This window comes from Pseudomonas sp. TH31, assembly GCF_016650815.1.
Lineage (GTDB): Bacteria > Pseudomonadota > Gammaproteobacteria > Pseudomonadales > Pseudomonadaceae > Aquipseudomonas.
On sequence record NZ_JAEKEZ010000006.1, the window covers coordinates 480,841 to 501,917 of the forward strand.

Sequence of the window (21,077 nt, forward strand, 5' to 3'; positions counted from 1 at the left end):
CTTGGTCGCTGCTGCAAGCCGCTTCCCACAAACGCCGATGACATTACGCACAACAACAGTGCGCTGCCGTCCGTCCGCCTGCGCGAAAAGCGTGCATCCGTGCCTGCGGATTTGACTATAGACACTGCGTGATACACTGCCCGCCATTGTTTCCAGGACCTTCCCCATGCTCGCGCCCAAAGACTTCCTCGACGCCCTGAGCGGCACCGCCTCCCGCCTCTTCAGCGGCGAAACCCCGCTGCCGAAAAGCGAAATCGAAAGCCAGTTCAAAGCGCTGCTGCAAAGCGGCTTCAGCAAGCTGGATCTGGTGAGTCGCGAAGAGTTTGATAGCCAGATGGTGGTATTGGCCCGGACCCGGGCGCGCCTGGAAAGTCTTGAAGCGAAAGTGGCGGCGCTTGAAGCGAAGCTCGATCCGCCAACCGAGTAACCACCGCCCTTCTGGAGCGGACTTGCTCCGGGCGGCGTTCCGATGAACGCCGCCAACGGTAACGCTGGAAGCCGGGCACCCGGCAGCGCGCTAAAATTGTCCGCGACGTCCTTCGCAAGCGGGGCGAAAAATAGATCACTCGCTTTTATTAATGGCCCTATCCGCAAGCTCAAGCAAGTTTCCATCACTGTACGGCAACGGGGCGGTGCCGAGCTTTACCCGTGGCGCGACAACGGACGAAAAGCCCAACCGCTCTCTCATCTTCAATATTTCAGCATCAACATCAGCCGGTTCAATCGGTTTGAACCTGATTGAATCAATCGACGCCACTTCTAACAGATGAACTTGTGCAGCAACCTCGGCGCAGCTATCGGCAGCACTTGCGGGCACCTTGGTACTTGTGCACGGGAAGATTTTTTGCGCACTCAGAGTGATCGCAACTTCGTTAACTGTAGTTGCCACTGCAATATGCTTAAGGCGACCATACTCATATCCGGCCTGTTTTTCAGCTTGGTCAGCCGCCAGATTATCCTGCCGCAGACTCTCCTCGGTGCGGCGCGTACGCAACGATTTCTGATAACTCAGCCAATCAGCACCAACCGCGGTATTCATCAACTGATGAGCGTCATGATTAAAGCGATCCTTTTTGATTTTATCTTCATGTTTTTTTCTTTGAATAACCATATCTGCTTCGGGCATCGCTTTGGCAGATCGACTGTGTTGCGCCAGAACGTTATCAACACATACCAGAATCTGCGGTACATGCTTGTCGAACACGTCGTAGAAAGTAGTGACAGGGGTCAATGCCAGCCCATCCGGTTGTATTTGCGAGGCATGATTTCCTGCGCCAAGCCCTGTGAACTTCAGCTTGGCTTTTCCCACGCCCATCAATGAAGACAGCTGCAAGCCCACATCCCGCTTCATGCGCTTCTTAAGCGAGATCTGCGCGTCGGGCACTCCAAACAATGGGCGAGCATCAAGTTGTTCCGCCAAGCTCGGGGCACCTGATGGGGCCTGGTTAAACGCTGTGAGCAAAAGAGCGCGGACCTCCTTGTCTATTTCAGGATGAGCACTGCGCAGAATCTGTGCCGGTAGCGTGACAAAAACAAGTTCCGCCAAGGCCTGTACTTGAATCAACGCACGATAGGGGGCTAATGCACCTGCAGGAGAAACTTGATCTATCAAAGGCTGGTACATAAGCCCAATGGCCGTCTCGCAAGACAGTTTCCCTTCATTGAGTGCCCGCAGCGTGGCAGCCACAAAAAAATGCAGCGGTGCCAAAGCGACGGAGGCGGCTACCCTGATTGCGTCGTTTGTAGTGGCGGGGGAAATAACAGAAATGTATCGGGCATAGGCCGCGCCCGTTTCCTTTTTGAAAATACTGCCTTTTTCTAGCGTATCGAACCATTCAAGAGGGTTGGCCTGAGCCCGTTGGTCCAGCGTGGCGATGTGTTCAACAGCAGCGGAAAACGGCAACCCATCAAAGCTCTTTTGCCCCCCATAATACTCATCGAATAGTTGGCAAAGACGTACCACTTTTTCATCGCCAGGTATCGATGCGTGCCAGGTCAAATCTGGCCTGATCGCCAAATCCTTAGCCGCTTTTGGCATCGGAAAATTACCGTCGCAGTTCCCTGAGTTATTGAATGAGAATGCATTGACAGCAGGGTTGCAAGGCATGGGTAATGGCGACGGGCCAACGCGCGTTTTTTGGGCTGACGGCTCACGCCGGTAAATGAATTTACCGGCACTCGACTCCACAGAAAAAACACATTCCTTCGGCAGCTCCCCAATTTGTAAATGACCAAGCTGCCCGACAAAAAAACCTCTTCTTCCTTATTATTTAACTGATAAAGCGCTGATATCAACTCCAAAGGTGTAATCCGCCCTTGCCTTAACAGGCTTCCCGCATGCTTCACAATCAACTGTGGGGTGGTCATCACGTACGGCCGGACATGCGCCGGCAGGGCGTTAATATTAATACCCAGTAATACTTTGTCCCCCCCATGAATTTTTTAGACACTTTTTTATTAGCACTGAACGACAGGATTGAACCCGCGCTGCCGCAACTGGCGGTATGCCGGATAACATGTGCAATATAATCGTCGACGCTATCTGTAGCGCCCCGTGCATTATTTCTGAGTACGTCCACATTACCCGTAGAGTTTGCAGGCGCTTTGTGTGCGCGAAAGATCTGCCCCTTGGAAATCGGGTAATCTCTCTTGCGCAGGGCTGCCACAGAGTCCGGAATACTTTCCCGATGAAATGTATCCTTTAGTTTGCCAACAATTGTAGAGCGCTTGATTTCCTTTTCAAAGGCCCTATGTGCATCAAACTCCGCCGAGTTGAAAAAATCTTTCAGGTGCTTTTCATCTTCGGCAGTGGATTTTTGGCGATCGACTGTCGCGTATACATTATTTGTATTCATGACGCCTGACAAAGCAGTGGCAGTCCTCGATTTTTGATGGTCACTCAGGCTAACCGCTGCTCGGCTGTCTGGGGGATTCGATGTCACTGAAGACGATGGAAATACGTTCATGTTATTGCTCTCCAGAGGTTATGGAATAATCCAAAAGCGTGGAACTAAACCTGAACCCTGAAAGCAAGTGCAACGTTTGAAAAAAGAAGTAATAATCCCGAACCTTATTTGCCAATAAACCCTGTTTTCAGGCCTTTTCAAACATGATTTGAAATACCTTGTCGTGCATCTGGCCAACAACTTTGCGTCGCTGACGAGGGTGGGGTTACTCGCAAGCGCAGTTCAATCCCCCGCTCCCCCCGGAGTGGAAAGGGGCTCGCTCGCGAATGGACGTTGCAACGGCCTGCGCGATTTCAGATTGCGCCACACGACACGATCTCCTAAGCTCGCCCATTGCTGAACATTCAGCACTGGGTTTGGCGACCCACAAGCAAAAGGAACACGACGACCATCCGATGGCGGGTTACCCCGCAACATCGAGTCATGGCGGTTGTGCGTGGGAGACCTTCGGGTCTGCCGGGTTCCTTTTGCTCCGGTTCGCCAACCCGCGTACAACTGCCACCCATTCGTTTGGCGACGACTGCTGGCAGCCCATTGAGCAAAAGGAGCTGTATCAATGAACTGCGATGAAGCTTATCTGCCCCCCCAACTCTTCACCCGCCACAAACGCCCTCTCCACGCCCTTCTGCTGGAAAACCAGCCTTGGTTCAGCGCCCGGGACCTCGGTCGATTGCTACGGCTTTCCCTCGACGAACGCACCCTGCGTAAACTCGATCCCGACCAACACCAGTACGCACCAATACTGCTCAATGGCAGCCTCGAAAACACGCTGCTGATCAGTGAATCCGGCGTCTATGCACTGCTGGTCTATCACTACTGCCCCGAGTACCGAAGCCTGCGCGAATGGCTGACCCACGACGTGGTACCCGCCCTTAGGGACGCCAGACAACCCGATACACCAGAACGCCCAATCCTGAGCCGGCTGAACTGGCCGGAAATGTCGTTGAGCTTGCTGCACTGGAATAACCAGCCGTGGATTCGCTTGCAGGATGTTCCGCACATGCTGGCGGAGGGTGAACGCCCCCAGCGTGCGGTCAATGCGCGGTGGTGGAAGCGTGCTACGCGGGCACTGCAATCGCTTTAAGTACTTGAAGCGCAACCACGTTCGATTTCGGCTTTGCGCAGATCGTAAATCGATTGCAGGTTCAGCCAGAACTCGGGCGTGGTGTTCAGGCAACGAGATAACTTCCTCGCTAGCTCAGCACCGACCCAACGTTGGTGCTTCACGATTTCGTTGACCGCTTTCAACGGGTCGTCGAGCGAATGGGCAAAAGCTGATTCTGAAATGCCTAACGGCTCAAGAAACTCCTCATGAAGAATTTCGCCAGGATGAACCGGCCGCATTCCGCTACTACTCATTTCCGTCTCCAAGCTCAGCGATCAATGGATGATCATAAGCAGCCTGCTCAAGCAGACAAGAACGCTCGTACCTTTTCACCGCCGTCCTTCATTAATCCAGGCAAGGTCCTACAAAAACATCCTCCCGCGACTGATTACGTCGGCACTCCACGCTCGCTTACGCCTCACCCACCAGCAAGACACCCGCAACATCCTGCGTCAGGTCCGGCGCTGGTGTCGGTTTTCAAAATAGCTGCGCAATTTTCGAAAAAAATGCGACTCATTGAGCCTGCGATTTGTCCCAGTGCTGCTGGGTAGAGCAAAGAGCGGTGTGTATCGGAAGTATTTACAGATATTCATTCCGACTCCTTAACATGCGTCCAGCATCGCGTTACTTCATTAAGGGCCCTGCAAATCCCAGCAGTCATTGAGATTTCAATCCTTAAGAGGATCATCAAGTCCTTTGTTTGCGTCGAGCGAAAAAATGCTGCCCCACATGGCGCCATGTGGCGCTCAAAGAATTAAAAAGGCCGTATATGACCACTAAAAACTTTTTTGTCGCTTAAAAAGGTCATATATGACCTTTTTTATTTCCGAGGAGATCCTTGGCGCATCGAAATTTTCGATAATGGCCATATATGATCTATATAGTCCAATTTTAGGCTAAAATTGGTCATATATAGACCTTATAAAAAATTGCAGGTAGCCAGACCATGTCGTTCATGCATCTGCTTTATTCGCCCGCCGAAGTTGCAAGAGAGGTCGGTCAAAACGCGAAAACCCTTCGTCTCTCGAAGAACCTCTCCCGAAAGACGCTCGCCGAAAAATCGGGGGTTTCGGAGTCGACGATCAAGCGATTCGAGATGACCGGGGTGATAACCCTTGAGGCGTTGATCTTGGTGGCCAGCGCGCTCGATGAACTGTCCTCTGTGATCAAGCTCTTCAAACCCGAGCATCCGAACTCATACGACGAACTGAAGAATGCCAAACGCAGACGGGGGATGAAGTGATGCCAAAGGAATTCAAGCACACAGAAGCCCTCACCGTGCTGAAAGAAGGAGTCAAGGTCGGGGATCTCTACAGAGCCGAAGGGAAGGGCATTTACTTCACTTACGACCCGGGATGGATCGCGACTGGATTCAATCTCTCTCCGATTACAATGAAGTGGGATAGCCAACCTCAATTGCCCATGGAGCGCAGCCTTTTCGACGGCCTGCAGGGGCCTTTTGCTGACTCCCTCCCGGACGGCTGGGGCATGTTGCTGATGGACAGGTTTTTCAGCAGCACCTTCGGCGATGGTACCCATTACACCCTGACGGCACTTGATCGCCTGGCTTATATGGGGGATCGAGGCATGGGGGCCTTCGAGTACCAGCCGAAATCGGAAAAAGCCAAGCTGACGGGTTCTATGAGTATCAGCCAGTTGTACCAAGACGCTATCGAAGTCCAAGAGGGTGAAACATCAGCAGTGCTGACCACGCTACGCCTCGCGGGCGGGTCACCAGGCGGTGCCAGGCCGAAAGCTATCGTCGCGATGAGTGAGGATGGACGAAAAGCCACCTCAGCGTTTGGCCCGCTGCCCGAAGGATATGCACACTGGATCGTTAAATTCAGAGCGCTCGATGAGCCAATCGAGACAGGCGCCATTGAATTTGCTTATGCAGAAATGGCGAGGAATGCCGGGGTAACGATGGCCGATTCGTGCCTGGTGAACCTGATCAAGCCCGGCAGGCCCAATGAGAGCTTTTTGCAACGAAACGGTTCGACCGGGAAGGCAATCGCAAGATTCACATGATGACCGTGTCTGCGCTCATGTATGCCGATTACCGAACTCCATCGACAATCGACTACCCGAACCTGCTAAAGCTCACGAATGCGATAACAAAGAGCTCAGTGGAGGTAGAAAAAATGGCCCGACTGATGATCTTCAACGCCTTGGCACACAACTACGATGACCACCTGAAGAACTTTGCCTTCCTCTGTCATGAGCCGCCGGCACCGGGAGAGAAGGAGACTTGGACACTTACTCCGGCCTACGACGTGACGTTCTCCACCGCCACGGGTGAACACACGACCGATTTCGGTGGTCGCACCCCTGCCAAGCCAACCAGGAAGCGGATCCTGGAGATCTGCAGTGAGTACAAGTATCTGAAGGCGAATGACTACATCGAACAGACCCTGACAGCACTATCAGGGTGGAAAGAGGTCTTCGACAGCATAGGAATCGCCCACAAAGCGGGTGAAGGCATCTTTAATGTCCTGAAAAAGGTGCATAAAGACTTCGAGTCATAACAAGGTTCAGGCGTTGCCGGTGAGTTTGCTGATCATTGGCCTTGGTGTAGGACTGTATGGTGAGTGTATCCGCTGAGGATGTGCAGGCCTTGGCCTCACCGAAGCCTGCAAATAAAAAACCGCCTCCTCAAGGCGGTTTTTTTTCGCCTTCGATTCAGCTTTCGCCACCGTCCTTCATTGATCCAGGCAACGCCCTACAACAACCTCATCCCGCGACGAATGACGTCGGCACTCCTCGCTCGCTTACGCCTCACCCACCAGCAAGACACCCGCAACATCCTGCGAAAATTCGGTGCCTGTGCCCTCACGCGACCCGGCTACCCTTCAAAAACCGCAGGAAGCGGTTCCCGTATAGCTCAAGGAACGACCATGTCCCTCTCCATCGTCCACAGCCGCGCCCAGATTGGGGTAGATGCGCCCGCCGTTACCGTAGAAGTCCATTTGGCCAACGGCTTGCCGTCGCTGACGATGGTCGGTTTGCCAGAAGCCGCGGTGAAGGAAAGCAAGGATCGGGTGCGCAGTGCGATCATCAATTCAGGGCTGCAATTCCCGGCACGACGTATCACCTTGAATCTCGCCCCGGCGGATTTGCCGAAGGACGGTGGGCGGTTCGATCTGGCGATTGCCTTGGGGATTCTCTCGGCCAGCGTGCAAGTACCGACGCTGACGCTGGATGACGTGGAATGCCTGGGGGAGTTGGCGCTTTCGGGCGATGTGCGGGCCGTACGTGGGGTGTTGCCGGCAGCGTTGGCGGCGCGCAAGGCCGGGCGGATGCTGGTAGTGCCGCGGGCGAATGCCGAAGAGGCCTGCCTGGCGTCAGGGTTGAAGGTGATTGCGGTGGATCATTTGCTTCAAGCCGTGGCGCACTTCAATGGCCACACGCCGATCGAGCCGTACGTATCCAATGGTTTGCTATACGCCAGCATGCCGTATCCCGATTTGAATGAGGTGCAGGGCCAACTGTCAGCCAAACGCGCGCTGCTGATTGCGGCGGCAGGCGCGCATAATTTGCTGTTCAGCGGGCCGCCGGGGACGGGAAAAACCCTGCTGGCCAGTCGTTTACCAGGGCTTTTGCCGCCGCTGGCCGAGAATGAAGCACTGGAGGTTGCGGCGATTCAATCGGTCGCCAGTTGTGTGCAGTTGAGTCACTGGCCGCAGCGACCGTTTCGTCAGCCCCACCACTCGGCCTCAGGTCCGGCACTGGTCGGCGGCGGCTCACGACCACAACCCGGCGAAATCACCCTCGCCCACCACGGTGTTCTGTTCCTCGACGAACTTCCGGAGTTTGATCGCAAGGTCCTGGAGGTTTTGCGCGAGCCGCTGGAGTCCGGTCACATCGTGATATCCCGCGCCAAGGACCGCGTACGCTTCCCGGCGCGTTTCCAATTGGTGGCCGCGATGAACCCCTGCCCCTGTGGATATCTTGGCGAGCCGAGCGGCAGATGCAGCTGTACACCGGACATGGTCCAGCGTTACCGCAACAAACTGTCCGGGCCACTGTTGGATCGCATCGATTTGCACCTGACCGTCGCTCGGGAAGCGACTGCATTGAACCCTGCCCCCCAACCTGGCGACGACACGGCAACCGCGGCAGCACTGGTTGCCGACGCAAGAGAACGGCAACACAAACGCCAGGGCTGCGCCAATGCATTCCTCGATCTGCCGGGCCTGCGCAAGCACTGCACGTTATCCACAGCCGATGAAAACTGGCTGGAATCCGCTTGCGAACGTCTGACATTGTCACTGCGAGCAGCGCACCGACTGCTCAAGGTAGCCCGTACTTTGGCGGATCTTGAACAGGTCGATGGCATTAGCCGCGGGCATCTGGCCGAAGCGCTGCAGTACCGGCCGACTGCCAACGGATGACTTTACTCCTTGGTCAGGTCCACCAGAGGCATCTGCCGAACCTCAGTTTCGCGCCCACCTTGAATATCACTCACCCGCTGCAACGCGTTATCCACAGCCCCCTTATCCGCCAGCAAGCTGTAGTGGATCTGGAACTGCTTGCTCTCCTTCACCCCAATCATCGGCACCAAACCCAGCGGCCGCTGATACCGACGGTTGTAGGAAAAGCTCGTCCCAGGCTCCAGCCCCGTCACATACCCCTGCCCCTGGGTATCGGTGTTTTTCCACAACGAGAACACCGGCAACTGCTGAGTATTGAAGCCAACGGAAACCCCAAGGCTGCCGGCCTTGTTATGCAGCACGGTTAGCGTGTCGCCCTTGGCATCGCCATACGGCACGACGTTGTAGACCGTCTCGTCGTAATCCTTGGTCGGCGCGCGGTAGGTCTGCCAGTCCGACAAGTCCGCTTTGGCCTTGTCGTTGAATGGCGAAACCTGCTTCACCGGTGCAGCAAAACGGGCACCCTGTTCCAGGAACGGGGTACTGAAGTTGCTGTGGTACAGCGCCTGGTATTCTTTCGGGTAGTCGCCGTTGTTGGTCAACGTGTCGTTGAGGGCAAACGCCACGCTGCCTGGCTCGGTGACCAGTTCGGTCTGCACCGAGAAGTCGACTTTCTTGAACGCCTGCTCCTTCAACTCGCCGCGCAGGCTGATGGCGTACGGCGGTTTTTCGTCGATGTGCAGGGTGACTTTGCTGGCCGGAATGTTGGCGGCGCGGCCGTGCAGGGTCAGCAGTTCGCCGTTGTCCATGCCCGGATGGCCGACCCACTCGTAGCCGCAGCGGGCGACGAGTTCGTTGAAGCCTTCCAGCCAACCCAGGCCGCCGCGACCATTGAGTTCGATGAAGGACGGATTGACCACGTCCTTGACCGGCGAGTCCCAGCCCATGCGCACATTGCCGACAGAGGCTTGCAGGACGTTCATCCCGCGGGTAGGCACCACCGAGAGTTTCAGCGCGCCGTTATCGATGTCGACGATGCTGACGCCCTCCTGCCGACCACCGTGCAAGGTGCGCAGGGTCACGGAGAAGGGTTTGTCGGTTTTCACGCCGAGTTGCTGGCTGGTGATCTGCCAGTTTTGGGCGGCTTTGTCGGTGTCGAGCAGGACGTAATCCCAGGCCATGGCGTGGGAGGCAGCGGACAGCGCGCCGAGGGCAACGACGAGTTTGAGCGGGGTCATGGAGGCAGCCTTTCTTGGAGTTGTGCCATTTTTATAGACTTGAAGAAACGATTCAGCAAGCTGTAAAGCAGCATAACTTCGCAAAACAGGAGCAAATGATCGTCCGAACGCGGCCCGAGCCTTCGGTAGCTCCTACACGGTTGCGTGTTTTTCAATGCTCAGCAGCAATGCAGCGACTTCCATCACCTCATCGAGCGCTGCCGTAGCGGCTTCGAACGATGGTTGCAGCAACAAATCATCGGCATACCCCATGGTCTGGGCGAAGATCTGCCGCGCGGCCCGCTCAGGTGAAGCGCAACGAAACACCTGCGTCGCCACGCCCTGCTCGATGATCTCGGCCAGCATCGACTGCCACTGTGCGTTGACGACCAGGTAGGCCGCCGCCAAATCAGCGTCATGCATCGCCTCATCCCAGGCATCCAGCCACAACGCCCAACCGGCATCTGCCGAGGACGGCAGGCAATCAGTCAGGAACCCCAGCAACGCTTGCCGTGGTGGCAAATCCGCCAGCGGTGCGCGGACTTCCTCAAGTTGTTCATTGGCAAACCGCACAAACGCTTCGCGGCGCAGTTCCTTCCAGTCGGTGAAGTAGTGATAGACGTGGCTGCGGGACAGCCCGGCGTGTTCAGCCAGGTCGCGGGTGGAGACGTCGGCGAAACCCTTGCTGCGAAACAGCTCCAGGGCGGCGGCGATGATCTGGTCTTTGCGGTCGATACGCGACATTTGGACATAACCTCGTGGCGCCGGCAGATCGACGGCGCTTGCTTCTTGAGCGACTGCTCAAGGATACTTGAGCAGTCGCTCAATAATAGCGTTTATCTTCCTCTCGGTGCACCCATGACAGCCGTTACCCCACACATCCTGATCGAACAAAGCAAAAAGATCGGGCAACAATCCGCCAGCCAGACCCTCAAGGCCATCGCCAGGGCTTACCCCGGCAAACTGCTGTTTACGATGTCGCTGGTGGCGCTGGAGAACGCGCTGTTGCTGGCGTACCCGCTGTTCGCCGGGTTTGCCGTGGACTCAATCATCCGCGGCGATGCCACCAGCGCGCTGTTTTATGCGCTGGTGGTCCTGGCATTTTGGGTGGTCGGGGCAGCACGCAGGGCGGTGGATACGCGCACATTTACGCGGATCTATGCCGACCTCGCCGTGCCGGTGATCCTCAACCAACGCCTGCAAAACCAGAGCACCTCCACTTCGGCGGCGCGGGTGGTGCTGGCCCGGAGTTTGTGGATTTCTTCGAGAAACATGTGCCGACCATTGCCACGGCGCTGGTGTCGATTGTCGGGGCAGCGGTGATGTTGCTGGTGATCGAGCCGTGGATTGGCCTGGCCTGTCTGGCGGCATTGCTGCTGTGCATGACCTTGCTGCCACGGTTTGCCCGGCGCAATCAGGAGCTGCATGAGCGCTTGAATGACCGGCTGGAAAAAGAGATCGGGCTGGTCGAGAAAGTCGGCGCCGATACGTTGCAGCGCCACTATCGAGTCCTGTCGCGGCTGCGAATCTGGCTCTCGGACCGCGAGGCGACGGCCTATCTGTTTGTAGGCTCGGTGGCGGCGGTATTGTTTGTGATCGCCATCAGTCAGTTGGCGCTGTCGCCGGCGGTGAAGGCCGGGCATGTGTATGCGGTGATGACGTATTTGTGGACGTTTGTCAGCAGCCTGGATGAAGCGCCGTCGATGGTGGATCAGTTGGCGCGGTTGCGGGACATTGGCAAGCGGGTTGATCCGGGGCTTGGGGACAGGGCTGAAAATTGAGGTGCTGCCTTCGCGAGCAGGCTCGCTCCACATTGGATCGGCGGTGAACACCAAAGATCAACTGTGGGAGCGAGTCTGCTCGCGAAGGCTATTTCAAAGGCACCTCAACGAAACCGGTCAACCTCATGTCGCAAGTCCGCCGCCAGCGACTCCAGCTCCTTAGCGGTAATCGCCAGGTTCGATACCACTTCGCGCTGCTCGCTGTTGGCCAGCGCAATGCTTTGCAGGTTGCTGCTGAGCAAGGTTGCGGTGCTGCTCTGCTCCTGGGTTGCGGTAGTGATCGCGGCAAACTGCTGCCCCGCCGAACGGCTTTGCTCATCAATCCGCGCCAGGGCCGACGCGACATTAGCGTTGCGCGACAGGCCTTCTTGCATCAGCACGTTGCCCTGCTCCATGGTACTGATGGCGTTGCCGGTTTCCTGCTGGATGCTCTGGATCATGCCGGAGATTTCGTCCGTCGCTTCGCGGGTCCGCGACGCCAGATTGCGGACCTCATCCGCCACCACCGCAAACCCACGGCCCTGCTCGCCCGCACGGGCGGCTTCGATCGCGGCGTTCAGCGCCAGCAGATTGGTCTGATCGGCAATCGCGGTAATCACCCCGACAATGCCGCCGATTTCCTGGGACCGCTGGCCGAGGGTATTGATCACCGTCGCGGTGCTGTTCAACGCACCGGCAATTTGTTCCAGAGAAGCGGACGCTTCCTCCATGGACGTACGACCGATCTGGGTTTGCTGTGCGTTTTCCTGGGCCAGACGCTGGGTGCTGCCCATGTTGTCGGCAATGTCCAGGGACGTGGCGCTGAACTCTTCCACAGCGCCGGCCATGCTGGTGATTTCGCCGGACTGCTGTTCCATCCCTTCATACGCGCCACCGGACAGACCGGACAGGGCCTGGGCACGGCTGTTGACCTCTTCCGACGCCTTGCGGATGTGCTCGACCATGGTCGACAGCGCCTGGCTCATCTGGTTGAAAGCCCGGGCCAACTGACCTATTTCGTCATTGCTCGACACGTTCAGGCGCACGCTCAAATCACCGGCGCCCAAGGCTTCAGCCTGACGGACCAGGTCGCCTAACGGCGCCAGTTTGCTGCGCAGCAACCAAACGGCCGAACCCACGGCGATCAACATCGCCAGCAAACTGCCAATCGCCAGTTGAATACCGACGCTCCAGGTCACGGCGCTGATTTCGTCTTGCGGCATGCTCGCCACGACCGACCATGGGCCGCCATCGAATGGCACGGCGACGCTGTAGAAATCTTCCGACTTGTCGCTCCAGAACTCGCCCTTGCCCGGCTTCTTCGCCAGCGCAACGATGGCCGGCACGGCTTGATCCAGCGCTTGCACACCGGCGATCGGCACCAGCCATTTGTTCTGTTCGTCGAGCAGGGCCAGGGAGCCGGTCTGGCCGATGCGGAAGCGTTTGAGGTTCTCGAACTGGGCGTTCTGCGCGTCGGTGTAATCGAATCCTACGAACAGCACGGCAACCACCTTACCGCTGCTGTCACGTACGGGGGTGTACTGAGTCATGTAGGAGCGGTCGAACAGCAAGGCACGACCGACGTAACCCTGGCCTGCTATCAGGTGTGCATAGGCCGGGTGAGCGTGATCCAGCATTGTGCCGATGGCCCTGCTACCGTCCTGTTTGGCCAATGAAGTGCTGACCCGAATAAAGTCCTCGCCGCTACGCACGAACAACGTCGCCACCCCGGCGGTCATTTGCTTGAACTCGTCGACTTCCTTGAAGTTGTTGTTCAACACTTCGCTGCCCAGGTGCAGACCCGGGGTTTGCACGCCCGCGACAGTCACCGGTTCATCCGCGTGCACGGTGAGGCCCGCGCTGAAGCGCTTCTCGAACAGGCCGCTCAAGCGCTGAGTGCTTTCACGCAACGTGCCGTGGAACGTACTCAACTGATCGGCCAGCAACCGGGCCTCACTGGCCAGGTGTTCTTCGCGGGTGGCGAGGTTGGCGGTGTCCAGCGAGCGCAAGGCGAACACGGTGCTGCCGCTGATGACAATCGCCAGAATCACGGCTAGCGCAAGACCAAGCTGTGAGGCGATCCGGGCACGGGGTTGAGACATGACAGCTCCTGGCCGAGCGACCGGATCCTCCTTGATCCGGCTCTACGCTCAGCAAAATTTCTAATAATGGGAAAAAACGCGAAACCGGCACGAAGGTTCCACAAGCAGATTTTCGGCGGCAACGCTGAATACTTGAGTTATTAACCCGGTTATTGCGCAAGGCCTAATGCCAGTCAGTTACGCCGTAACGCGATCTGTAGCAGCTGGCGAAGCCTGCGGTCGGCGGCGAAGCCGTCGTGAAATCAGGCAACGCGGTGCTTCAGGAAGAACATTTATCCAGGTTTTACGACTGCTTCGCAGCCGAACGCTGCCTCGCGTTGCTCGTCAGCTGCTACAAAGAGCGTGTTTCGCCTGAGATTTTTTTAACTGATCGGCATGAGGCGCGGGGCCACTCTATCGATTCAGCTCAGGCGTTCGACATCCGGCAATTCCATGACCCGGACTTCCCCTTGCAGGAAATCGCTGAGCCGGCGCAAACGTTCGCCACCAGGACGGGTTTTCGGCCAGACCAGGTAGTAATTCTCACCACTGGCGACGGCGGTCGGCCACGGCAAACTCAGACGCCCCTGCGCCACGTCCTCGGCCACCATCAGCAGATCCCCCATCGACACGCCGTAGCCTCGGGCGGCCGCGATCATGCCCAGCTCCAGGGTATCGAACACCTGCCCGCCCTTGAGCGAGACCTGATCCGACAAGCCCATGCGCTCCAGCCAACTGCGCCAGTCGCGACGGTCCGGCGTCGGGTGCAGCAACTCGGCGCTGGCCAGGCGCGCGACGTCCCACGGCTGATCCTTCAAGAGATTCGGCGCGCCCACCGGAATCAGCTCTTCGGGGAACAGGAAAGTCGCCTCCCAGTCCGGAGGAAAATTCCCGTTGCTGAGGATGACGGCGCAGTCGAACGGCTCGTGGTTGAAGTCCACGGAGTCGATGTCCATCCAGGCGCTGGTCAGCTGTACCTCGTTGCCCGGTTGCAGATGCCGAAAGCGACTGAGCCGCGCCAGCAACCAACGCATGGTCAGGGTCGATGGCGCTTTCATACGCAGGATGTCGTCTTCGGCGCGCAAGGCATTGCAGGCGCGCTCCAGGGCCGTGAAGCCTTCACGGATACCCGGCAGGATCAGCCGCGCCGACTCGGTCAGTTGCAGGTTGCGCCCGCTGCGGTGAAACAGCCGACAGGCGAAATGTTCTTCCAGCGTACGAATATGCCGACTGACCGCGCTTTGGGTGATCGACAGTTCTTCAGCGGCGCGGGTAAACGAACTGTGCCGCGCCGCCGCTTCGAATGCGCGCAGGGCATACAAGGGAGGAAGACGACGTGACATGGAGAAAGCTCCTGTAGCGGGATTCGGCAAACTTATCAGAAACGACCCTGGATGAGTTTTAATCATGCCACCCATCCTTTTTATCCCTTTGTGCAAACCCCGCAGAGCGCCGAGAATCGTGCCTTTCCAGTTCATTTCATAAGGGAGCGTGATGACCATGCAGCATCCAGCACGTATCGAACTCTGGGCCATCCTGCGGCTGGCGGGGCCGTTGATTGCCTCGCAGTTGGCGCACATGCTGATGGTCCTCACCGACACCTTGATGATGGCGCGCCTGAGTCCCGAGGCGTTGGCCGGCGGTGGGCTGGGCGCGGCGACTTACTCGTTCGTGTCGATTTTCTGCATCGGCGTGATCGCGGCGGTCGGCACGTTGGTGGCCATCCGTCAGGGCGCGGGGGACATTGTCGGTGCGGCGCGCCTGACCCAGGCAGGGCTTTGGCTGGCGTGGATCATGGCGCTGGTGGCCGGGCTGTTGCTGTGGAACCTCAAGCCGGTGTTGCTGCTGTTTGGCCAGACTGAAACCAACGTCCACGCCGCCGGGCAGTTCCTGACGATCCTGCCGTTCGCCCTGCCCGGCTACCTGAGCTTCATGGCCCTGCGCGGGTTCACCAGCGCCATCGGCCGGGCGACACCGGTGATGGTGATCAGTCTCTGCGGCACCGTGGCCAACTTCGTCCTCAACTACGCCTTCATCACCGGGATGTTCGGCTTGCCGAAAATGGGTCTGGTGGGGATCGGCCTGGTGACCGCGATTGTTGCCAACCTGATGGCCGTGGCGCTGGCGCTGCATATTCGCCGGCATCCGGCCTACGACGCTTATCCACTGCGCCAGGGCCTGTCGCGGCCGAACCGTCAGTACCTGAAAGAACTGTGGCGCCTGGGACTGCCGATTGGCGGCACCTACGCGGTGGAAGTCGGTTTGTTTGCCTTCGCAGCGCTGTGCATGGGCACCATGGGCAGCACGCAATTGGCGGCGCACCAGATCGCGCTGCAGATTGTCTCGGTGGCGTTCATGGTGCCGGCGGGGCTTTCGTATGCGATCACCATGCGCATCGGCCAACACTACGGTGCCGGGCAACTGCTCGATGCGCGGCTGGCCGGTCGGGTCGGGATCGCGTTTGGCGGTGCCTCGATGCTCGCCTTCGCCATGGTCTTCTGGCTGCTGCCGAATCAGTTGATCGGCTTGTTCCTCGACCACAACGACCCGGCCTTTCGCCCGGTCATCGACCTGGCGGTGAGCCTGTTGGCGGTGGCGGCGTGGTTTGAGCTGTTCGACGGCACGCAAACCATCGCCATGGGCTGCATTCGCGGGCTCAAGGATGCCAAGACCACGTTCCTGGTCGGGCTCGGTTGCTATTGGCTGATTGGCGCGCCGGCCGCGTGGATGATGGCCTTCCATCTGAACTGGGGGCCGACGGGCGTCTGGTGGGGGTTGGCGCTGGGGCTGGCGTGCGCGGCGGTAAGTTTGACGCTGGCGTTTGAGTGGAAGATGAAGCGGATGATTCGGCGTGAGCCGTCTTCTGGGGCAAGCTTTCAGGTAGCTCAGGCGGATTAAGATCAAAAGATCGCAGCCTTCGGCAGCTCCTACGGGTGTACACATTCCCATATAGGAGCTGCCGAAGGCTGCGATCTTTTAAATGGCCTCCACAACTGCCTGCTGGCTGCTGCCAAACGTCAAATACTCAACCAACTCCGCCAACGGCAGCGGCTTGCTGATCAAATACCCCTGCACCTGATCGCAGCCAAACCCGCGCAACAAGTCCAACTGCTCCGGGGTTTCCACGCCTTCGGCCACCACTTCCAGATTGAGGTTGTGCGCCAGGTTGATCATCGCGTGCACCAGTTTGCGGTTCTCTTCGCGCTCCTCCATGCCACCGACGAAGCTCTTGTCGACCTTGAGCAAGGTGATCGGCAGGCTGTTGAGGTGCACGAACGAGGAGAACCCGGTGCCGAAGTCGTCGAGGGAGAAGCGCACGCCGAGTCGACCGAGGGCATCCATGGTTTGCTTGACCAGATCGCTACGGCGCATCACTGCGGTTTCAGTCAGTTCGAACTCCAGCCATTGCGCCTCAACGCCGCGCTCGATGATCAAGCGACTGAGGGTCGACAACAATTGGCTGTCCTGAAACTGCCGGAACGACAGGTTGATCGCCATGTGCAGCGCCGGCAAACCCCGTTCGCGCAGCGCCTGCATGTCACGCAAAGCCCGGGAAATCACCCAGTAACCCAGCGGCACAATCAAACCGCTCTGCTCGGCCAGCGGCACGAACTCGCTCGGAGGCAGCAAGCCCCGTTCGGCATGACGCCAGCGCACCAACGCTTCGAGGCCGACGATCTGGCCGTCTTCAAGGTTCAGGCGCGGCTGGTAATGCAGTTCCAGCTCATCGCGACGCAAGGCCCGGCGCAGCTCGCTTTCGAGGTCCGCCATACTGCGGGCATTGCGGTTGATGCGTTCGTTGAAGATGTGAAAGGTGCAGCCCTGAGTGCTCTTGGCCTGCTGCATGGCGATGTGCGCGTGCCACATCAGCGGATCGGCGCCGGCCTGGGCCCGGGCATGGGCGATCCCAAGGCTGGAGCCGATCAACAGGCTCTCGCCATCGACCCAATAAGGCTCGGACAGCGCTTCGGTAATGCGTTCGGCCATCCATTCGGCGCGTTGCGGCGCGCGGCGGGTGTCGATCAGCAAGGCGAATTCATCGCTGCCCAGCCGGGCCAGTTGATCGCCGGCCTCAAGCTGGCTTTTGAGCCGCGCGACCACTTGCAGGATCAATCGGTCGCCGGCCTGATGGCCGAGGGCGTCGTTGGCGTGGCGAAAGTTATCGAGATCGAGGTGGCCAAGGGCTAAACCGCGGCCGTCGTTTTCCGCCAGACGCGCCGTCAACAGGGTCTGGAAACCCTGGCGGTTGGCGATGCCGGTCAGCGGATCCTGCTCGGCCAGGCGTTGCAGGGTATTTTCCAGCACGCCGCGCTCGCGCACATGGCGCAGGCACCGGCGCAACATGCCGGCATTGAGCATATCGCGCACCAGCCAGTCACTCACACCGTCGGGCGCGGTCACGGGCTCGTGTTCGAGCAACATCACCGTCGGCAGGCTGCAACGGCCAGGCAGCGGCTGAAGGGCCGGGATCGTCAACAACACCGCACTGCGGTTGTCTTCGAACAAACTGCTGACCGACTCCCAACTCGGCGCGCTGATCAGCACTGCCGAGCTCCCCATTGGAGCCAGACACTCGCGCAACAACGCTGCCCACGCTGGCTCTTCGGCCAGTAGCAGCAAACGCAAGGGTTCGACAGGCGTAGACAAGCTAGCTCCCTAGACTCTGCTAATGATGTAGGCGGCGGGCATTATGCCGCGCCGATAACCAATGACCAACTGACCTGGGTTAGCAAACGCGGTTTTGTATCTCGAATACGAACATTAGACGCAAAACCCCCGCGCATCCTGCGTGAAAGTATCAAAACCGGCAAATAGAGATCGCGTGCTGCGTCACAAGTCGGAGAGAGCAGCACAATTCGCTGAGCCTGTTAAAATGCCGGCCCATTTCGCAAATGACTCCCTGATTCCGTATGTCCCGACTCAATCCCCGGCAGCAAGAAGCCGTGAACTACGTCGGCGGCCCTCTATTGGTGCTCGCCGGTGCAGGCTCCGGCAAGACCAGTGTGATCACGCGCAAGATCGCGCACCTGATCCAGAACTGCGGCATCCGCGCCCAGTACATCGTCGCCATGACCTTTACCAACAAGGCGGCGCGCGAGATGAAGGAACGGGTCGGCACCCTGCTCAAGGGCGGCGAAGGCCGTGGCCTGACGGTGTGCACCTTCCACAACCTGGGCCTGAACATCATCCGCAAGGAACACGTGCGGCTGGGCTACAAACCGGGCTTCTCGATCTTCGACGAGACCGACGTCAAAGCCCTGATGACCGACATCATGCAGAAGGAATACGCGGGCGACGATGGCGTCGACGAGATCAAGAACATGATCGGCTCGTGGAAAAACGACCTGATCCTGCCGCCCGAAGCCCTGGAAAACGCGCGCAACCCCAAGGAACAGACCGCCGCCATCGTCTACACCCACTACCAGCGCACGCTCAAGGCGTTCAACGCGGTGGACTTCGACGACCTGATCCTGCTGCCGGTGAAGCTGTTCCAGGAACACGCCGACATCCTCGAAAAATGGCAGAACAAGGTCCGCTACCTGCTGGTGGACGAATACCAGGACACCAACGCCAGCCAGTATTTGCTGGTGAAGCTGCTGATCGGCACGCGCAACCAGTTCACCGTGGTCGGCGATGACGACCAGTCGATCTACGCCTGGCGCGGCGCCCGGCCGGAAAACCTGATGCTGCTCAAGGACGACTACCCTTCGCTGAAAGTCGTCATGCTGGAGCAAAACTATCGCTCCACCAGCCGCATCCTGCGCTGCGCCAACGTACTGATCTCGAACAATCCCCACGAGTTTGAAAAACAACTGTGGAGTGAGATGGGCCACGGCGACGAGATCCGCGTGATCCGCTGCCGCAACGAAGACGCCGAAGCCGAGCGCGTGGCCGTCGAGCTGCTGACCCTGCACTTGCGCACCGACCGGCCTTACAGCGATTTCGCGATCCTGTATCGCGGTAACTACCAGGCCAAGCTGATCGAGCTGAAGCTGCAGCACCACCAGATTCCGTATCGACTGTCTGGCGGCAACAGCTTCTTCGGTCGTCAGGAAGTGAAAGACCTGATGGCCTACTTCCGGCTGATCGTGAACCCGGACGACGACAACGCCTTCCTGCGGGTGATCAACGTCCCACGCCGGGAAATCGGTTCGACCACCCTGGAAAAGCTTGGCAACTACGCCACCGAGCGCAAAATCTCGATGTACGCCGCCACCGACGAAATCGGTTTGGGCGAACATCTGGATACTCGGTTTACCGATCGCCTGTCGCGTTTCAAGCGCTTCATGGACAAGGTCCGCGAGCAGTGCGCCGGCGAAGACCCGATTTCGGCCCTGCGCAGCATGGTCATGGACATCGACTACGAGAACTGGCTGCGCACCAACAGCTCCAGCGACAAAGCCGCCGATTACCGCATGGGTAACGTCTGGTTCCTGATCGAGGCGTTGAAGAACACCCTGGAGAAAGACGAAGAAGGCGAGATGACTGTCGAAGACGCCATCGGCAAACTCGTCTTGCGCGACATGCTCGAACGTCAGCAGGAGGAGGAAGATGGCGCCGAAGGCGTGCAGATGATGACCTTGCACGCCTCCAAAGGCCTGGAATTTCCCTACGTGTTCATCATGGGCATGGAAGAGGAAATTCTCCCGCACCGTTCCAGCATCGAAGCCGACACCATCGAAGAAGAACGCCGTCTGGCCTACGTCGGGATTACCCGGGCGCGTCAGACTCTGGCCTTCACCTTCGCCGCCAAGCGCAAGCAATACGGCGAGATCATCGACTGCGCGCCGAGCCGCTTCCTCGATGAGCTGCCGCCGGACGACCTGGCGTGGGAAGGCAATGACGACACCCCTGTTGAAGTCAAAGCCGTGCGCGGCAATACCGCATTGGCGGATATACGCGCGATGTTGAAGCGCTAGAATCGACTACTTTTTAACCAGCCCTGGACGCACAGCCGTCCTTAGAGGAAAGCTTCATGGAAGCACTGCACAAGAAAATTCGCGAAGAAGGCATCGTGCTTTCCGACCAGGTCCTGAAAGTCGACGCCTTTCTGAACCACCAGATCGACCCGGCCCTGATGAAGCTGATCGGCGACGAATTCGCCACGCTGTTCAAGGATTCGGGCATCACCAAGATCGTCACCATCGAAGCCTCGGGCATTGCGCCGGCGATCATGACCGGGCTGAACCTAGGCGTGCCGGTGATTTTCGCCCGCAAGCACCAGTCCCTGACCCTGACTGAAAACCTGCTGTCGGCGACCGTTTACTCGTTCACCAAGCAAACCGAAAGCACCGTGGCCATCTCTCCACGCCACCTGACCAGCAGCGACCGCGTGCTGATCATCGATGACTTCCTGGCCAACGGCAAAGCGTCGCAAGCGCTGATTTCGATCATCAAACAGGCCGGCGCGACCGTGGCTGGCCTGGGGATCGTGATCGAGAAATCGTTCCAGGGTGGCCGTGCGGAACTGGATGCGCAGGGTTATCGGGTTGAATCGTTGGCTCGGGTGCAATCCCTGGCTGGCGGCGTCGTGACCTTCATCGAATAATCCACACCGCAAAACCCATGTGGAGCGGG

17 protein-coding genes and 1 pseudogene are annotated in these 21,077 nt (G+C 58.3%); 10 read left to right on the forward strand and 8 right to left on the reverse strand.

Going from position 1 to position 21,077, the window contains the following annotated elements; translation table 11 throughout:
- The first annotated feature begins 166 nt into the window (after nucleotides 1-166).
- Nucleotides 167-427, forward strand: a complete 261-nt coding sequence (locus JFV26_RS05360; protein WP_201190408.1) for an accessory factor UbiK family protein — start codon at nucleotides 167-169, stop codon at nucleotides 425-427.
- 135 nt (nucleotides 428-562) lie between these two features.
- Here JFV26_RS05360 and JFV26_RS05365 read toward each other — a convergent pair whose 3' ends face one another.
- Both JFV26_RS05365 and JFV26_RS05370 read right to left on the reverse strand, forming a co-directional pair.
- Nucleotides 563-2,038, reverse strand: a complete 1,476-nt coding sequence (locus JFV26_RS05365) for a hypothetical protein (RefSeq protein WP_201190410.1) — start codon at nucleotides 2,036-2,038, stop codon at nucleotides 563-565.
- Nucleotides 2,039-2,366: 328 nt separating this feature from the next.
- Nucleotides 2,367-2,966, reverse strand: a complete 600-nt coding sequence (locus tag JFV26_RS05370) for a hypothetical protein (RefSeq protein ID WP_201190412.1) — start codon at nucleotides 2,964-2,966, stop codon at nucleotides 2,367-2,369.
- Between the two features lie 556 nt (nucleotides 2,967-3,522).
- Between JFV26_RS05370 and JFV26_RS05375 the strand changes: the two genes are divergently transcribed.
- Nucleotides 3,523-4,050: a BRO-N domain-containing protein gene (locus JFV26_RS05375; protein ID WP_201190414.1), complete on the forward strand. Its 528-nt coding sequence runs from the start codon at nucleotides 3,523-3,525 to the stop codon at nucleotides 4,048-4,050.
- Here JFV26_RS05375 and JFV26_RS05380 read toward each other — a convergent pair.
- Nucleotides 4,047-4,325, reverse strand: a complete 279-nt coding sequence (locus JFV26_RS05380; RefSeq protein WP_201190416.1) for a HigA family addiction module antitoxin — start codon at nucleotides 4,323-4,325, stop codon at nucleotides 4,047-4,049. The genes JFV26_RS05375 and JFV26_RS05380 overlap by 4 nt on opposite strands.
- Nucleotides 4,326-5,017: 692 nt before the next feature.
- On the opposite strand from JFV26_RS05380, the gene JFV26_RS05385 reads away from it, so the two are divergent.
- The 4 genes from JFV26_RS05385 (at nucleotide 5,018) to JFV26_RS05395 (ending at nucleotide 8,462) form a co-directional block, all read left to right on the forward strand.
- Entirely contained in the window at nucleotides 5,018-5,314 is a 297-nt protein-coding gene (locus tag JFV26_RS05385; RefSeq protein ID WP_201190417.1) for a helix-turn-helix domain-containing protein, read from the forward strand.
- A complete protein-coding gene (locus JFV26_RS34095) occupies nucleotides 5,314-6,099 on the forward strand; it encodes a type II toxin-antitoxin system HipA family toxin (RefSeq protein WP_274610322.1) in 786 nt (261 codons plus the stop codon). Before JFV26_RS05385 ends, JFV26_RS34095 begins: the two co-directional genes overlap by 1 nt.
- The gene (locus tag JFV26_RS34100; RefSeq protein ID WP_274610328.1) at nucleotides 6,099-6,596 is read left to right on the forward strand and encodes a HipA domain-containing protein; all 498 of its coding nucleotides are present in this window, start codon (nucleotides 6,099-6,101) and stop codon (nucleotides 6,594-6,596) included. The genes JFV26_RS34095 and JFV26_RS34100 overlap by 1 nt, the downstream gene beginning before the upstream one ends.
- Before the next feature lie 369 nt (nucleotides 6,597-6,965).
- Nucleotides 6,966-8,462 carry a YifB family Mg chelatase-like AAA ATPase gene (locus tag JFV26_RS05395; protein ID WP_201190419.1) on the forward strand — a complete coding sequence of 499 codons (1,497 nt, stop codon included), beginning with the start codon at nucleotides 6,966-6,968 and terminating at the stop codon, nucleotides 8,460-8,462.
- 2 nt (nucleotides 8,463-8,464) lie between these two features.
- On the opposite strand, the gene JFV26_RS05400 is transcribed toward JFV26_RS05395, so the two are convergent.
- A complete protein-coding gene (locus JFV26_RS05400; RefSeq protein WP_201190421.1) occupies nucleotides 8,465-9,679 on the reverse strand; it encodes an aldose 1-epimerase family protein in 1,215 nt (404 codons plus the stop codon).
- 132 nt (nucleotides 9,680-9,811) lie between these two features.
- Nucleotides 9,812-10,402 (reverse strand): TetR/AcrR family transcriptional regulator, encoded by a 591-nt coding sequence (locus JFV26_RS05405; protein WP_201190423.1) that lies wholly within the window; start codon nucleotides 10,400-10,402, stop codon nucleotides 9,812-9,814.
- A gap of 114 nt (nucleotides 10,403-10,516) precedes the next feature.
- On the opposite strand from JFV26_RS05405, the pseudogene JFV26_RS05410 reads away from it, so the two are divergent.
- Nucleotides 10,517-11,439: pseudogene (locus tag JFV26_RS05410) on the forward strand (ABC transporter six-transmembrane domain-containing protein).
- A gap of 104 nt (nucleotides 11,440-11,543) precedes the next feature.
- Here JFV26_RS05410 and JFV26_RS05415 read toward each other — a convergent pair.
- Both JFV26_RS05415 and JFV26_RS05420 read right to left on the reverse strand, forming a co-directional pair.
- A complete protein-coding gene (locus tag JFV26_RS05415) occupies nucleotides 11,544-13,520 on the reverse strand; it encodes a methyl-accepting chemotaxis protein (RefSeq protein WP_201190425.1) in 1,977 nt (658 codons plus the stop codon).
- A gap of 401 nt (nucleotides 13,521-13,921) precedes the next feature.
- Complete coding sequence (locus JFV26_RS05420) at nucleotides 13,922-14,842, reverse strand: LysR substrate-binding domain-containing protein (RefSeq protein ID WP_201190427.1); 921 nt, start codon at nucleotides 14,840-14,842, stop codon at nucleotides 13,922-13,924.
- Nucleotides 14,843-14,999: 157 nt separating this feature from the next.
- On the opposite strand from JFV26_RS05420, the gene JFV26_RS05425 reads away from it, so the two are divergent.
- Entirely contained in the window at nucleotides 15,000-16,397 is a 1,398-nt protein-coding gene (locus JFV26_RS05425; RefSeq protein ID WP_201190429.1) for a NorM family multidrug efflux MATE transporter, read from the forward strand.
- A 78-nt stretch (nucleotides 16,398-16,475) separates the two neighbouring features.
- On the opposite strand, the gene JFV26_RS05430 is transcribed toward JFV26_RS05425, so the two are convergent.
- Entirely contained in the window at nucleotides 16,476-18,146 is a 1,671-nt protein-coding gene (locus JFV26_RS05430) for a putative bifunctional diguanylate cyclase/phosphodiesterase (protein ID WP_201190430.1), read from the reverse strand.
- A 263-nt stretch (nucleotides 18,147-18,409) separates the two neighbouring features.
- On the opposite strand from JFV26_RS05430, the gene rep reads away from it, so the two are divergent.
- Both rep and JFV26_RS05440 read left to right on the forward strand, forming a co-directional pair.
- Nucleotides 18,410-20,419: a DNA helicase Rep gene (gene rep, locus JFV26_RS05435; protein WP_092276241.1), complete on the forward strand. Its 2,010-nt coding sequence runs from the start codon at nucleotides 18,410-18,412 to the stop codon at nucleotides 20,417-20,419.
- A 56-nt stretch (nucleotides 20,420-20,475) separates the two neighbouring features.
- Nucleotides 20,476-21,048, forward strand: a complete 573-nt coding sequence (locus tag JFV26_RS05440; protein WP_020799401.1) for a xanthine phosphoribosyltransferase — start codon at nucleotides 20,476-20,478, stop codon at nucleotides 21,046-21,048.
- Nucleotides 21,049-21,077 lie beyond the last annotated feature (29 nt).

Bases quoted from the DNA above. Each gene is read 5' to 3' on its own strand.
- JFV26_RS05365 (WP_201190410.1), bottom strand. From the start codon at position 2,038: ATGCCAAAAGCGGCTAAGGATTTGGCGATCAGGCCAGATTTGACCTGG.
- JFV26_RS05385 (WP_201190417.1), top strand. From the start codon at position 5,018: ATGTCGTTCATGCATCTGCTTTATTCGCCCGCCGAAGTTGCAAGAGAG.
- JFV26_RS05375 (WP_201190414.1), top strand. From the start codon at position 3,523: ATGAACTGCGATGAAGCTTATCTGCCCCCCCAACTCTTCACCCGCCAC.
- JFV26_RS05425 (WP_201190429.1), top strand. From the start codon at position 15,000: ATGCAGCATCCAGCACGTATCGAACTCTGGGCCATCCTGCGGCTGGCG.
- JFV26_RS05370 (WP_201190412.1), bottom strand. From the start codon at position 2,966: ATGAACGTATTTCCATCGTCTTCAGTGACATCGAATCCCCCAGACAGC.
- JFV26_RS05440 (WP_020799401.1), top strand. From the start codon at position 20,476: ATGGAAGCACTGCACAAGAAAATTCGCGAAGAAGGCATCGTGCTTTCC.
- JFV26_RS05400 (WP_201190421.1), bottom strand. From the start codon at position 9,679: ATGACCCCGCTCAAACTCGTCGTTGCCCTCGGCGCGCTGTCCGCTGCC.
- rep (WP_092276241.1), top strand. From the start codon at position 18,410: ATGTCCCGACTCAATCCCCGGCAGCAAGAAGCCGTGAACTACGTCGGC.
- JFV26_RS05360 (WP_201190408.1), top strand. From the start codon at position 167: ATGCTCGCGCCCAAAGACTTCCTCGACGCCCTGAGCGGCACCGCCTCC.
- JFV26_RS05395 (WP_201190419.1), top strand. From the start codon at position 6,966: ATGTCCCTCTCCATCGTCCACAGCCGCGCCCAGATTGGGGTAGATGCG.
- JFV26_RS05380 (WP_201190416.1), bottom strand. From the start codon at position 4,325: ATGAGTAGTAGCGGAATGCGGCCGGTTCATCCTGGCGAAATTCTTCAT.
- JFV26_RS34100 (WP_274610328.1), top strand. From the start codon at position 6,099: ATGACCGTGTCTGCGCTCATGTATGCCGATTACCGAACTCCATCGACA.
- JFV26_RS34095 (WP_274610322.1), top strand. From the start codon at position 5,314: ATGCCAAAGGAATTCAAGCACACAGAAGCCCTCACCGTGCTGAAAGAA.
- JFV26_RS05415 (WP_201190425.1), bottom strand. From the start codon at position 13,520: ATGTCTCAACCCCGTGCCCGGATCGCCTCACAGCTTGGTCTTGCGCTA.
- JFV26_RS05405 (WP_201190423.1), bottom strand. From the start codon at position 10,402: ATGTCGCGTATCGACCGCAAAGACCAGATCATCGCCGCCGCCCTGGAG.
- JFV26_RS05420 (WP_201190427.1), bottom strand. From the start codon at position 14,842: ATGTCACGTCGTCTTCCTCCCTTGTATGCCCTGCGCGCATTCGAAGCG.